Origin of the sequence: Bradyrhizobium liaoningense (assembly GCF_018130785.1) — a bacterium.
Taxonomy (GTDB): domain Bacteria; phylum Pseudomonadota; class Alphaproteobacteria; order Rhizobiales; family Xanthobacteraceae; genus Bradyrhizobium; species Bradyrhizobium liaoningense_A.
Map to the genome: position 1 here is coordinate 35083 of NZ_JAFCJT010000033.1, position 12918 is coordinate 48000.

13 protein-coding genes are annotated in these 12918 nt (G+C 64.0%); 4 read left to right on the plus strand and 9 right to left on the minus strand.

The annotated features are described in order from the left end of the window. Positions 1 to 250: 250 nt before the first annotated feature. The 9 genes from JQ627_RS35635 to JQ627_RS35675 form a co-directional block, all read right to left on the minus strand. Complete coding sequence (locus JQ627_RS35635) at positions 251 to 2542, minus strand: TonB-dependent siderophore receptor (protein WP_212489009.1); 2292 nt, start codon at positions 2540 to 2542, stop codon at positions 251 to 253. Positions 2543 to 2645: 103 nt separating this feature from the next. Beyond that, the gene (locus JQ627_RS35640) at positions 2646 to 3581 is read right to left on the minus strand and encodes an AraC family transcriptional regulator (RefSeq protein ID WP_249143667.1); all 936 of its coding nucleotides are present in this window, start codon (positions 3579 to 3581) and stop codon (positions 2646 to 2648) included. 106 nt (positions 3582 to 3687) lie between these two features. Beyond that, complete coding sequence (locus JQ627_RS35645) at positions 3688 to 4416, minus strand: ABC transporter ATP-binding protein (RefSeq protein ID WP_249143668.1); 729 nt, start codon at positions 4414 to 4416, stop codon at positions 3688 to 3690. Next, positions 4409 to 5176 (minus strand): ABC transporter ATP-binding protein, encoded by a 768-nt coding sequence (locus tag JQ627_RS35650; RefSeq protein WP_212489010.1) that lies wholly within the window; start codon positions 5174 to 5176, stop codon positions 4409 to 4411. The genes JQ627_RS35645 and JQ627_RS35650 overlap by 8 nt, the downstream gene beginning before the upstream one ends. After that, positions 5169 to 6113 (minus strand): branched-chain amino acid ABC transporter permease, encoded by a 945-nt coding sequence (locus JQ627_RS35655; protein WP_212489011.1) that lies wholly within the window; start codon positions 6111 to 6113, stop codon positions 5169 to 5171. Before JQ627_RS35655 ends, JQ627_RS35650 begins: the two co-directional genes overlap by 8 nt. Continuing rightward, a complete protein-coding gene (locus tag JQ627_RS35660; RefSeq protein ID WP_028139755.1) occupies positions 6110 to 7027 on the minus strand; it encodes a branched-chain amino acid ABC transporter permease in 918 nt (305 codons plus the stop codon). Before JQ627_RS35660 ends, JQ627_RS35655 begins: the two co-directional genes overlap by 4 nt. A gap of 296 nt (positions 7028 to 7323) precedes the next feature. Then, on the minus strand, positions 7324 to 7542 hold the full coding sequence (locus JQ627_RS35665; protein ID WP_212489012.1) for a hypothetical protein: 219 nt from the start codon (positions 7540 to 7542) through the stop codon (positions 7324 to 7326). A gap of 1 nt (position 7543) precedes the next feature. Further along, on the minus strand, positions 7544 to 8200 hold the full coding sequence (locus JQ627_RS35670; protein WP_212489013.1) for an acyl-homoserine-lactone synthase: 657 nt from the start codon (positions 8198 to 8200) through the stop codon (positions 7544 to 7546). 84 nt (positions 8201 to 8284) lie between these two features. After that, the gene (locus JQ627_RS35675) at positions 8285 to 9022 is read right to left on the minus strand and encodes a LuxR family transcriptional regulator (RefSeq protein WP_212489014.1); all 738 of its coding nucleotides are present in this window, start codon (positions 9020 to 9022) and stop codon (positions 8285 to 8287) included. Positions 9023 to 9188: 166 nt separating this feature from the next. Between JQ627_RS35675 and JQ627_RS35680 the strand changes: the two genes are divergently transcribed. The 4 genes from JQ627_RS35680 to JQ627_RS35695 all read left to right on the plus strand — a co-directional run bounded on the left by JQ627_RS35680 (position 9189) and on the right by JQ627_RS35695 (position 12776). After that, on the plus strand, positions 9189 to 9365 hold the full coding sequence (locus JQ627_RS35680) for a hypothetical protein (RefSeq protein WP_212489015.1): 177 nt from the start codon (positions 9189 to 9191) through the stop codon (positions 9363 to 9365). Between the two features lie 262 nt (positions 9366 to 9627). Next, on the plus strand, positions 9628 to 10566 hold the full coding sequence (locus JQ627_RS35685; RefSeq protein ID WP_212489016.1) for a LysR family transcriptional regulator: 939 nt from the start codon (positions 9628 to 9630) through the stop codon (positions 10564 to 10566). A 143-nt stretch (positions 10567 to 10709) separates the two neighbouring features. Continuing rightward, positions 10710 to 11588: a shikimate dehydrogenase gene (locus JQ627_RS35690; protein ID WP_212489017.1), complete on the plus strand. Its 879-nt coding sequence runs from the start codon at positions 10710 to 10712 to the stop codon at positions 11586 to 11588. A 57-nt stretch (positions 11589 to 11645) separates the two neighbouring features. Further along, complete coding sequence (locus JQ627_RS35695; RefSeq protein WP_212489018.1) at positions 11646 to 12776, plus strand: ABC transporter substrate-binding protein; 1131 nt, start codon at positions 11646 to 11648, stop codon at positions 12774 to 12776. The last annotated feature ends 142 nt before the right edge of the window (positions 12777 to 12918 follow it).

A 12918-nucleotide genomic window follows, 5' to 3' on the forward strand; every position in this document is an offset into this window, starting at 1 on the left:
CACGGCGTCCGCCGACGAAGCCATTTTCCCTGTCCCTCGAAAACGGCCGGAAAGATTGGGGGCCTAGCATCCCGACATGTGATCAACAGCGGAGTTCGATCATGTGGGTTCAATTGTTCAGTCTGATCTACCGCCTGTCCTGCCGGACGACCTTGGTTGAGATCGGCACGCACCACCTGGCGCGTTAGTCGCCGGCGATTTGGGTAAGACATATTGGCCGGATAACCGGGGTTCGCATCCGCAAGCTGATTCACCAGCGATAGCCGAGCGTTGCGATGACGGTCAGCGGCGCGCCGCGGTAGCAGTATCCCACCTGGCACGTGGTGTAGTGCAGATTGAACAGGTTCTTGGCGTTGACTTGGAACTGAAGGCCCTTCAGCTCCTTCGCCGCCTGGCCGAAATCATATTTCAGCGCCGCGTCGACCAGGGTCACCGAGCTGTTCTTGAACGTGTTCGCGTCGTCGCCATAGCTCCAGGACATGTAACGCACGCCGGTGCCGATGCTGAGTCCCCCGAAGGGGCCGGCCAGCGGCAGGGCATAATTGCCCCACAGCGTCGCGGTGTGCGGCGGATTGCCGGACGGAAACTTGCCGATCGTCGAGCTGTCCGCAGCCTGCTTGGTCACCATGTCGAGATAGGTGTACGACGAGGTGACGTCGAAGCCGCCGCCGAGGCTCGCGAGCGCCTGCACTTCGAAGCCGCGGCTTTGAATCTCGCCGCGCTGGACCGTGACGCCCGTTCCCGTCGTGACCAGGCCGCCGTCCTGGGTCAGATCGAACACCGCCGCGGTAATGAAGCTCCTCGTTCCCTGCGGCTGGTACTTCACGCCGACCTCGGTCTGCTTGCCGGTGGTCGGCTTGAAGAAGGCGCCCGACGGGTCGACGCCGAGATTGGGAAAGAACGACGTCGAATAGGCGACGTAGGGCGCAACGCCGGAATCGAACACATAGGTCAGCCCGGCCCGCCCGCTATAGGCCTGATCGGATTGCTGCTGCCGGGTCAGCGCGAACAGATCCTCGCCGGTGGTGTGGACCCAGTCGCTGCGGCCGCTCAGCGTCAGAATCCAGTGGTCGAGCCTGGCCTGGTCCTGGATGTATACGCCGGACTGGGTTTGCCGCTGCTGCGTCGAGGACGAGATCGCCGGATCGGGAATGGATTCCGGCGCGTAGACCGGGGAGGCCAGGTTGAGATCGGAGACGCCGAAGCCAAAGCCCTGCTTGTCGTTGAACTTCGACGCGGTGTAGTCGGTGCCGACCAGGAGCGTATGCTGCACAGACCCGGTCGAGAGCTTGGCCTCGACCTGGTTGTCCATGATGGCCGATTGCAGCGTGTCGTGGACGTAGCCGGTATAGCGCGAGACGACATTGCCTACGGGCGCGCCGAGAAAACCGACATAGCGGGTGACCGCATCGACATCGACGTAACGGAATTTCTGGCGGACGGTCACGTCGTTGTTGAACGCATGCTCGAACAGGTAGCCGACGCGGCCCTGCTCCTGGTCGAGCGAATTGTAGGATGGACTGCCCGTGAAGATGTCCGTGGTGGTGCCGGTGCCCGTGGAATAGGTGAACATCGATCCGGGCGTCTTCGACTTCTGATAGGACCCGAGAATCGTGAGGGTCGTCGATTGATCCGGCTTCCAGGTGACGGCGGGAGCGATGTAGGTCCGATTGTCCTTGCCGCCGGGCACGAACACGTTCGCGTCGCGCACCACGCCGGTCAGCCGATACGAAAATTGACCGTTGGCATCGACCGGGCCCGACAGGTCGAAATTACCCTGAATGCGATCGCGATCGCCGAACACCGTCTGCACTTCGTGAAACGGCTGGCTGGTCGGCAGCTTGCTCGACAGGTCGATCAATCCGCCGGGGGAGCCGAGGCCATAGAGAGCCGAACTCGGGCCACGGACCACGGTGATGCTGTCGACCCCATAAGGCTCGGTCTTGAACACGCTGAGACCGGCTCCGACGAGGCGCAGGCCGTCGAGATAAACGCCGTTATAGGTGATGTCGAAGCCGCGGATCGCGATGGCGTCGAAACGCGGATCGTAGCCGGAGGCATCGACGCGGACGCCAGGTTCATAGCCAACCGCCTCCGTCAGCGACTGGACGGCGCGGTCGTTGAGCTCCTTGCGCGTCACGACCGAGATCGACTGCGGCGTCTCGAGCAAAGGTGTGTTGGTCTTCGTGCCCGCCGCGCTGTTGCTTGCAACATAGCTGCTCTCACTCGACACGTTGCCGCGACCGGCACTGGCGTCGCGCGTACCCGTGCTTCTGCCTGCCGCGGGGCCGGAATTGCGCTGCGTCGCGACGCGGCCTCTAGGCGACTGCGAAGCGCGCTGCACGGACTGGCTGCGCGGACGTGCCTGGCTCGGTGCCTCCACCGTGACGGGAGGCAATGTCGCCGTCGTCGAGCCCGAACTGGTCCCGGAGGTCTGTGCGGCCGATGGCGTCGCGTGCAAGGCTATTCCGAGGCCGGCTATTCCCAGACCGGTCTTCACCATCCGTTCCCAACCGAGCGTCCGCCCGTCGTTGCGCTTCATCGTCGTCCCCGAGTTCCACTTCAAACAACCCGGGAGTAACCAGATCGAGGCGCGCACCGCTTTTGCGCGCACGCAAATCACCTTTGATCGCGCGTGGAGGCTTTCAAATTGACTGACAGCGGCTCGGCGAATGGCCGAAGCGCCTGCGGAAGGCCGTCGCGAAATTAGCCGGATGGGCGTAGCCGACCCGGAAGGCCGCCTCGGTGACCGACAACCGTTGATGAATCAGAAGGTCTCGTGCGGCATCGAGCCGCTGGCCCCGCAAGTAGTCGATCGCGCTCTCGCCATACGCCATCTGGAATTTCTGGTTGAAGGACCGGCGGCTCAGCCCTGCGTTCCGCGCCAGTTCGTCGATGCTCCAGGGATAAGCGAGATCCGCGTCCATCCGCTCCTTGACCGATTGCAACCGCATCCGCTGAAGATCGGCTGCCGGGTCGACCTCGATCCGGCCGCGCTCGCTGAACAAGGCGTGGACAACGATTTCGGCGGCATGCGCCGACAGCAACAATTGCGCCGCGTTTCCGCCAACCGGCGGCGAGAACATTTCCGCCGCGACGGCCTGCACGCGCGGAGATGCCGTCAGGGAGATGATGGCCGTACCAGCCTCATCGTTCTTGAACAGTGCCCGAAACTCGTCCCCGAGTCCGAGCCCGTCGATGGAAGCCTGGGGGAGCGCCAAGCCTATCGCAGGACGCTCGTCACACCGAACCGAGCGTCTTGCAGCGACGGCTTCACGCACGGCGATCGCCGTCATCTGCCTTTCGCCGCCGCATGCACGCGTCAGAATGCCGCGGCTGGTGCCGTCGTCGAACGCAACGGAGATGAACAGGCCCGTCGCTACGATCGCGCGCCCGTCGGGATCGGCTCGAAACTCGCCTCTGACGAACACGCAGCCCGGGAAATCCAGCCATTGGGCTGCCGTTGAAGCCCCTCGCTGTGCGGAACCAGTGACGTCGTCATCAGCCCGTCCGGCAATTTGATTGTAGAAGTCCCGCATCGAATCCGCGGCGACATTGACGGCTGGCGGCGGCGCACTCAAGACCTCCGCGCGCAGTTTGGAGAGCTTCGAAACTGAAGTCCTCGAAGAAGGTTCAGCGCGCGAGGTGGTCCGCACTGAAGATGCGGCAGCCTGATCCAGGAGCGCGTCAGATTCCCAGATATTTGTGCTGGAGATCCGGCTCGGCCATCAACTCGTCCGAGGTGCCGCTCCACACCGTCTTGCCGCGCTCGATGATGTAGTGGCGGTCGCAGATGCGGGCGAGATGGTCGACGTTCTTGTCGACGACGAGGATCGACTGGCCCCGGCTCTTCAAGAGTGACAGGCAATTCCAGATTTCCTCGCGGATCAGCGGCGCGAGGCCTTCGGTCGCTTCATCCAGGATCAGGAGCTTCGGATTGGTCATCAGCGCGCGGCCGATGGCGAGCATCTGCTGCTCGCCGCCGGAGAGCTGGTTGCCCATGTTGGCGGCGCGCTCGGCAAGGCGCGGGAACATCACGTAGATGGCGGCGAGCGTCCAGGGATTGGGGCTGCCGAAGCGATCGGCGGCGGCCGCGACGAGATTTTCGCGCACGGTGAGGTTCGGGAATATCTGGCGTCCCTCGGGGACGAGGCCGACGCCGAGTTTTGCAATTCGGTAGGATGGAAGCTGCCGCACCTCGGCGCCGGCGAAACGGATCGCACCGGCACGCGCCGGAGTGAGGCCCATGATGGAGCGGATGGTCGTGGTCTTGCCCATGCCGTTGCGGCCCATCAGCGAGACCATCTCGCCCGGCTTGATCGACAGCGACAGGCCGAACAGAACCTGCGAGAGGCCGTAGCAGGTCTCGATGCCGTCGACGTCGAGCAGCGTGTCAGCCATCACGTTTTCAGCCATGGTGCGTCACCACGTGCTGGTCGCCGAGATAGGCGCGCTTGACGTCTTCGTTGGCGCGGATCGTCGCCGGATCGCCGGAGGCAATGACGCGGCCATAGACCAGCACCGAGATACGGTCGGCGAGCGCGAACACCGCCGGCATGTCGTGCTCGACCAGCACGATCGAGACTTCCTTGCGCAGCTCCTGGAGCAGCTTCACCATGCGCTGGGACTCGGTGACGCCAAGGCCCGCCATCGGCTCGTCGAGCAGCAGCAATTTCGGCTTGCTGGCGAGCGCGACCGCAAGCTCGAGCTCGCGCCGCTCGCCATGGCTGAGCCTGGACACCACGACATCGGCACGGTGCAACAGGCCGACGCGATCGAGCGCGGCATGCGCAGCGTCGCGCAGGCCCTTTTCCTTGCGCGCATTGGTGAAGAAGCGGAACGAGTGGCCTGCATGCGCCTGCGCCGCCAGCGCGACATTGTCGGCGGCGGTGAAGTCGAGCAGCAGCGAGGTGATCTGGAACGAACGGGCGAGCCCCAGCGCGCAGCGGCGATAGGCCGACAGATAGGTGATGTCGCGTCCCGCCAGCGAGACGCTGCCGGAATGCGGTTCGAGGTGCCCGGTGAGTTGGCTGATCAGCGTGGTCTTGCCGGCGCCGTTCGGGCCGATGATGGCGTGCAGTTCGCCGCTCGCGACGTCGAGCGAGACGTTGTCCGTCGCGATGATCCCACCGAAGCGGCGCACCAGCTTCTCGACGCGGAGCAAGGGTTCAGCCACGGCCAGCCCTCCCGAGCGCGCCCATGATGCCGCCGCGCCCGAACAGCACGATCAGCAGCAGTAGCGGGCCCATGATCAGTGCCCAGTACTCGGTGATCTGCGACAGGAATTCCTCCAGCAGCAGGAACACCACCGCGCCCATGACCGGGCCGAACAGCGTGCCCATGCCGCCGAGAATGACCATCACCATGAGGTCGCCGGAACGCGTCCAGTACATCACGGCCGGGCTGACGAAATCGGTGTTGTTGGCGAGCAGCGCACCGGCGAGGCCGCACATCGTGCCCGAGATGACGAAGCAGACAAGCTGGTAACGCTTCGCCGGAAAGCCGATCGCCTGCATGCGCTGCTCGTTGGAGCGCAGCCCCTGCACGACGAGGCCGAAGCGCGAATTGACGATGCGCCAGATCAGGAAGATCACCGCGAACAGGCAGGCAAGGCAGAGATAGTAGAACTGCGTGCGGTCCGACAGGTTGATCAGCCCGGAGAAGTCGCTGCGCTTGTAGACGGTGAGGCCGTCATCGCCACCGTAACGTGCGAGGCCCGAGGCGACGTAATAGGCCATTTGCGCGAAGGCCAGCGTGATCATGATGAAATAGACGCCGCGCGTGCGCAACGAGAGCGCGCCGATGACGAGCGCATAGATCGCCGAGGCCGCGAGCGCCACCGGAAACTGGATGAAGCCGGAGCCGACGCCTTCCTGGGCGAGCATGCCGACCGCATAGCCGCCAATGCCGAGATAGGCGGCGTGGCCAAAACTCATCATGCCGCCAAAACCCATGATGAGGTTGAGGCTTGCGGCCGCCAGCGCCAGGATGACGATGCGGGTGAACAGCGTCAGGATGAAGATGTTGCCGGACAGCTGCGAATAGAGCGGCAGCAGCACGAGGCCCGCCAGCATCAGGGCCGTGACGGCCTTGCTCACAGTGAAAGCCTTCATCGACGGTTGGCCGGGAACAGCCCCTCCGGCCGGACCACCAGCACGATCGCCATCAGGAGGTAGATCAGCATGGACGACAGCGCGGGCGCGGCGGTGGAGGCGGCGGCGCCGCTCAGCACCTGCCGCAGCAGGTTCGGCAGGAAGGCGCGGCCGAGCGTGTCGATCATGCCGACGAAGATCGCGGCGAGGAACGCGCCGCGGATCGAGCCGATGCCGCCGATCACGATGATGACGAAGGCGAGGATCAGGATGTTCTCGCCCATGCCGATCTGCACGGTGAGGATCGGCGCCTGCATCAGGCCGGCGAGGCCGGCGAGCGCGGCGCCGAGGCCGAACACCAGCGTGTAGAGCAGCTTGATGTTGATACCGAGCGCGCCGATCATCTCGCGGTTGGAGGCGCCGGCGCGGATCAGCATGCCGATGCGGGTCCGCATCACGCCGAGATAGAGCAGAAGTGCGACCAGCAACGCCACCACGATGATGGCGAGGCGATAAGCGGGATAGTGGATGCCGGGCAGGATCGGCACCGGCACGGTGAGCCATGCCGGCAGCGGCAGCGCGAGGCCCGCCGGGCCCCAGATCAGCCGCACGGCTTCATTGAAGAACAGGATCAGGCCGAAGGTCGCGAGCACATGGTCGAGATGATCGCGCCCGTAGAGATGCCGCAGCGCCGACATTTCGAGCACGATGCCGAGCACCAATGTTGCACCGAGCGCCATCAGCGCGCCGAGCAGGAAGCTGCCGGTCCAGGCCGCGAAGGTCGCCGCGAAATAGGCGCCCATCATGTAGAGCGAGCCGTGCGCGAGGTTGACGAGATCCATGATCCCGAACACCAGCGTCAGGCCGGCGGCGAGCAGGAACAGGAGCAGGCCGAACTGCAATCCGTTCAAGAACTGTTCGACGACGAGCAGCATCAAAACTCTTTCAGGCGCACGCGGAATCGCGCCGATGTTCGAACACGGTCGCCATCAGTGAAAGAGCTCCCCCTGCCTCTTCAAGGCGGAAAAATGGGTAATGGCAGTATCGTTCCGAGGCAAGAGTGATTCGACACCAAACATGCACTTTGTTGCATGCCGATGCATGCGATCGAAATTGACCTTGCAAGAAGGCTGCCGCGCGGGATGGGTCAACCTGCCGCACCCAAACGATCACCCTCCCCCCGCGGATGCCGGGGAGAGGGCGCGAAAGTCTGGGAACGTAGAGAAGGCGTCTAGTGCGACGTCATCTGCCGGGGCAGATCATCCGGCTCGGCCAGCACGCTGTTGGCCGTCGAGGCTTCCAGCGCCGCCATCCGGAACAGATAGGCGAGCGTTGCCAATCCGGTTTCTTCCGCCATCTGCGCCAGCTCGAGCGCCATGTCGGACATGTAGCCGAGATTCTCGTCCTTGGTCTGCGCCATGATCTGGCTGTCCCGCATCATGTTCGACATCTCAGGCGCTCTTTCGTTGCGCGGCAAGGCCGCAGAGGTTGGCACGGGCGATGGCGTCCAGACGTGGGCCGTTCTCTCGCACGATCGAATCCACGCCGATGCGATCATGCAGGGCATCGAGCGTCTCCCGGCGAATGTCGATGGTCGCCGCCATGGTCCAGGCGTTCTCCACCAGCGCGGGCAGACCAAGCGGCGTCACGACGAAGCCGGCCTCATGGAATCGCGGCAGCCACCACGTCTCCATAACCGCGCTGACCTGCGCGATTCCCTGATTGAGGCAGAACTCCTGCACCGCCGCCATCAGTTGCAGGTTGAGAGCGCCGTCGCGGCGATCGCGCACGACGAAGTAGCGCGACCATTCCCACACCAGCGGATTCGCAGGGCAACCGCGCACCGCGGCGAGATGCGGGAAGACCTCGCTCATCATCGAGGGCTTGGTCGTCGGATAGAGCCGGTGACCGCCAATGACGCGACGTCCCTCCAGCGCAAGCAGATAGACAGTATCCTCGTCGTCATAGGAATCGATTTCGCGGCCATCCGGCCTGCGTAGCGTCTCCCAGTGCCGCTCCTCGACGAAAATGTCGTGTCGCAGCCGGAAATGCTGCTCGAGCACGTCCTCGTATAGGTGACGATTTACCGCGGAAATTGCGTGAATCATGAAAGCCCCCCATTCATCCTCAATGGGAGGCAGAATCTGCCAAAAGAGGCAGGCTCGATATTGGGAAATTTCCCAGTATGTCGCTTAGGGATTGATGATCTTGTGGCGGATCGCTAGCGCAACAGCATGCGTACGGTTGACGGCACCGAGCTTGCGCGCAGCAGTTGCAAGATGCTCTTCCGCGGTGCGTTGCGTGATGTGCAGGATCTCGCCGATTTCCCAGGCCGACTTGCCCTGCGAGGCCCAGGCGATCACCTCGCGCTCGCGCGGGGTGAGACGCGTCGAGAGATGCGGCGCCGGATCGAGCAGGCGGCGAATATGGTCGAAGCCGTACATTGCCATCAGGTGCAGTGCCGGCTTGCTGCGGGGATTGAGGTCGAGATGGACGCCGCCGAGCGACACCGCCGCCTCGTAGCCGGTGAGCCCGTGGATCGGCACGATGAAGCCCCGCGACATGCGAAAATCGGTGGCACGGTTCATCACCTCGGCCGCGTTCGGCTCGAGCTCGGCATCATAAGGTGCTTCCGCCCATTCGAACGGATTGACCGATTGCCGGCACAGCCGCACCACAGGGTCGACGCGGTCGTAATTGTTCTGGGTGTAGAGACTGAACCATCCTGCCGGCCAGCGCTTGGCGAGCACCATCTGCGCGAACCGCTGATCGGGATTCGGCAATCCCGTCACGATGATGGTCTCGAAGCCGAAGCGACCGAACGCCACCTCAAGCGCACTCATGGCGTCTGGTACCTTGCGATAGGTCCCCAAGCCTTCGATGAAGTCGAGCGCTTCCCGGCCATAATCTACGGCATCTGCGGCAGACATCGGTACGTTTCCTGACCCTCGCCGTACCGTATAGCACGTATTTGGGAGCTGCCTCAATTCGCTGCTCCAGTAGTTTACCGGCCCTCGTCTGCACCGCAGATTTAATCTACTTGTGGAGGAAGTGACGTCAAGTTACACCTATGCCGTCTGAAGCGGGAAAATCACGATGGAAGACGAGGACATCGCCCTCAACAGCGTGCTCGGCCTGGAACTCAACCGCGTGTTTTTCGCCGTCCGCGAAACGGCAAACAAGCAGAAGATCATCGAGTACGCGCGCGAAGTGCTGCAGCGCGAACGCGCGCAGCGGCCCGGCAGCGCGTCGCCCGAGAGCCCGGCGAGCTAGAACGCGGTTACAGGTGAGGCGTACGTTCTGCGCGAGCGGCGCCCTTCCATTCGAACGTGCCGATTTTGGCCGAAACATTCTGACTGCGAAGTTAATCAGCAATTGTTGCCGGTGAGCGAGCTACGCTCTTACCCTCCCCTGGAGGGGCCCTGGAGGGGGAGGGTGAAGCGCCGCCCGCTCCGTCCACATCACTTGCCGCTGGATGATATCACGGCTCCCGTGAGATGATCGCCACCACGATCCTCCTTGGGATGCCCACGACATGATGACGCTGCGCCAGGTTGAAGTGATCCGTGCCGTGATGGTGACGGGTACCATCGGCGGCGCGGCGAAGCTGCTCAACGTGTCGGCGCCGGGGATCAGCCGGCTGGTCAAATACACCGAGCGCACGCTCGGGATCCGCTTCTTCCAGCGACAGAACGGCCGCTATTTCCCGACGCCGGAAGCCGAGAACATCTTCGAGCAGATCAACGGCGTCTACAAGAAGGTCGACGACCTCTCCGAGCTCATCTCCAAGATCGGCCGCGGCGGTTTGTCGGAATTGCGCATCGGCTCGGTGCCGAGCATCTCCCAGGTGATGGTACCGCGCGCGATCGAGCGTGTCCGGCGCCGCTATCCCGATCTCGGCATCGACATCAACATCCTCAAGCTGGAGGAGGCCATCGACTATCTCTTGCTCGGCCGCGGCGAGTGCGTGGCGATGAGCTATCGGCTCGAGCATTCCGGGCTCGACTTCATGCCGCTCGCCTCGGGTGAGCTCTATTGCATCGTGCCGCCGGGTCACGAGCTTGCCGGCCGCAAGCAGGTCTCGGCCGCCGAGATCACCCGCTATCCGCTGATCGGCATCGATCCCAACGATCCCTACGGCCGGATCATGGCCGAAATCTTTGCGCGCAACCGGCTCGACTACAACATCACGATCCGCGCGCGCTTCGGCACCACGGTGTGTGCGCTCGTGAAGGCGGGGCTCGGCATCGCCATCATCGACCAGTTCACGGTGGCCCATGGCGGCTACCCGGGAATCGAGCTGTTGAAGATCACCGAGCCGACGCGGTTCGACACCTATATCGCGGTAAAGCGCGGCGCGCCGCTGTCGCTCCATGTCGAATATTTCATCGAGTCCCTGCGCGCCGAGATGCGCACGGTGGAGCCGTCCCGCAGCGACAGCAAGGCCGCCCCGGCACGTGGGCGGAAAAAATAACATTATGTTAGGTTTGTCCGATAAATGGGTAATTGTGTTAGGCACGGGAAAGACTATCGTTGCACTTGGAAGCCCCTTGGAATTGCGCGGATTTCCCCGCTAATGGCCAGGACCGAACGCTCCCAACGAGACGATAGCCAACCATGTCCAAGCGCGGATACGCCGCCAGCAAGAAGCTTCTCACCGGCCTGATCGGCGCACCGATCGCGCATTCCGCGTCCCCCGCCATGCACGAGCGCGCCGCCGAGGCGCTGGGCCTGAGCGGTCATTACCAGCTCATCGAGGTCGCCGGCGCCGACGCAGCCGGGCTCGCCATGATGCTCGAAGGCGTGCGGCGGCTCGGCTTTGCCGGCGTCAACGTCACCTTTCCCTACAAGGAGGCGGTGGTCCCGCTGCTCGACGAGCTGGCGCCGGCTGCGGCCACCATGGCCGCGGTCAACACCGTCGTCGTCAAGGACGGCCGGCTGATCGGCCACAACACCGACACGACCGGCTTTGCGCGCGCCGTCGCGCCGCTGCTGGCGCCCTCCGGAAATGCGGTGGCCGTGATCGGCACCGGCGGCGTCGGCAAGGCGATCGCCTTTGCGCTGGCGAGCCTGGACGTGACCGACCTCCGCATCTTCGACAGCGAGCCGGCGCGGGCCGAAAAACTCGCCGCGCTTCTGGCCAAGCATGGTGGTGCGCGGGTGGTCACGAGCGTGGAGAACGCGCTCGACGGCGCAACCGGCCTCGTCAACGGCACGCCGGTCGGCATGCTGCCGAACCGGGACACCCCGGTCCCAGCCTCGCTGCTGCGCGAAAATCTGTGGGTCGCCGACGCCGTCTATTCGCCGCTGATCACGCCCTTGCTGGCGGCGGCGCGAGCCAAGGGCGCGCGAATCATGACCGGCCGGGAGCTTGCGATCTACCAGGCTGCCGACGCCTTCGAATTGTTCACCGGCCTTGCCCCATCGACCGAGGTCATGGGACAGGCTTTCGACGAGGTGATGGCGGCGCGAAGCTCGGCCTATCACGCAGCGTAACCGAAGCGGCCGGACACAAGGCCGCGGACAACATCAACGAAAATGGGAGGAGTGACCATGAAATCGATCCTAATGGCAGGCGCCCTGCTTGCCTTCGCGACTGCAACCAGCGTCCACGCCCAGGCGATCAAGCTTGCCGATGTCGCCGAACTCTCCGGCGGCGGCGCCACCGTCGGCACCAACTGGAAGAACGGCATCGACCTCGCGATCGAGGAGATCAACGCCAAGGGCGGCGTGCTCGGCCGCAAGCTAGAAGTCACCCATGCCGATTCGCAGTCCAACCCCGGCGTCGCCCGCGCGCAGGTGCAGAAGGCGCTCGACGCCGAGCCCTACGTGCTGCTCGGGCCCGGCTATTCCGGCTCGGTCAAGGTGACGGCGCCGCTCGCGGCCGAAGCCGGCATCGCGCAGATCATGGGCGGCGAAGCCGCTGAGCTGACGCAAGGCGGCAACAAGTTCCTGTTCCGCACCTCGTTCGGCCAGCAATCGTCGATGCCGAAGGTCGCCAAATACATCCACGACGACATGAAAGCGAAGTCGGTCGCGGTGGTCTGGGTCAACAACGACTTTGGCCGCGGCGGGCGCGACGTCATCGTGAAGGAGCTCGACCGGCTCGGCTCCAAGGTCGTCGCCGATCTCTCGACCGAAGCAGGCCAGGCCGATTTCGCCGCCGACGTCGGCAAGATCAAGGCCGCCAATCCCGACGCCGTGTTCGTCTATCTGAACGAGGAAGAGAGCGCGCGCATCCTGAAGGAGCTGAAGCGCCAGGGCGTCACCGCGCCGCTGATGGGCGAGACCACACTGATCGGCCAGAAGGTGATCGAGCTCGCAGGCGACGCCGCCAACGGCGCGCGCGGCCATGTCGGCCTCACCACGGACGCACCGGTCGACCTGATCAAGGCGTTCCGCGAGAAGTTTTCCAAAAAGTACAATTACGTGCCCGACCATAACGGCCTGAAGGGCTATCTCGCCGTCTACATGGTGAAAGCCACCACCGAGAAGATGGGCAAGGTCGACAGCAAGGCGTTCGCCGACACGTTGCACGGGCTGACCATCAAGGCCGCCGATGAGCCGGGCATCCTGATGGACGTCACCTTCAGCGAGACCGGCGACATCGACCGCCAGAGCTTTCTGGTCGAAATCGTCGAAGGCAAGCAGGTGGTGAAGCAGGTGCTACCCAAGGTGAAGTGAGGCTTTCGCCTCTCCCCGCATGCGGGAGAGGCCGGAATTTGCGTAGCAAATTCCGGGTGAGGGGGAGCTTCCGCGAGTCCAACTGCCAGCGAATTCGCGGAGACTTCCCCTCCCCCCAACCCACTCCCCGCAGGCGGGGCAA

Coding starts and splice junctions, on each gene's coding strand:
- JQ627_RS35680 (WP_212489015.1), top strand. CDS start 9,189: ATGGAAGACGAGGACATCGCCCTCAACAGCGTGCTCGGCCTGGAACTC.
- JQ627_RS35665 (WP_212489012.1), bottom strand. CDS start 7,542: ATGTCGAACATGATGCGGGACAGCCAGATCATGGCGCAGACCAAGGAC.
- JQ627_RS35690 (WP_212489017.1), top strand. CDS start 10,710: ATGTCCAAGCGCGGATACGCCGCCAGCAAGAAGCTTCTCACCGGCCTG.
- JQ627_RS35670 (WP_212489013.1), bottom strand. CDS start 8,200: ATGATTCACGCAATTTCCGCGGTAAATCGTCACCTATACGAGGACGTG.
- JQ627_RS35660 (WP_028139755.1), bottom strand. CDS start 7,027: ATGCTGCTCGTCGTCGAACAGTTCTTGAACGGATTGCAGTTCGGCCTG.
- JQ627_RS35655 (WP_212489011.1), bottom strand. CDS start 6,113: ATGAAGGCTTTCACTGTGAGCAAGGCCGTCACGGCCCTGATGCTGGCG.
- JQ627_RS35635 (WP_212489009.1), bottom strand. CDS start 2,542: ATGAAGCGCAACGACGGGCGGACGCTCGGTTGGGAACGGATGGTGAAG.
- JQ627_RS35645 (WP_249143668.1), bottom strand. CDS start 4,416: ATGGCTGAAAACGTGATGGCTGACACGCTGCTCGACGTCGACGGCATC.
- JQ627_RS35675 (WP_212489014.1), bottom strand. CDS start 9,022: ATGTCTGCCGCAGATGCCGTAGATTATGGCCGGGAAGCGCTCGACTTC.
- JQ627_RS35695 (WP_212489018.1), top strand. CDS start 11,646: ATGAAATCGATCCTAATGGCAGGCGCCCTGCTTGCCTTCGCGACTGCA.
- JQ627_RS35685 (WP_212489016.1), top strand. CDS start 9,628: ATGATGACGCTGCGCCAGGTTGAAGTGATCCGTGCCGTGATGGTGACG.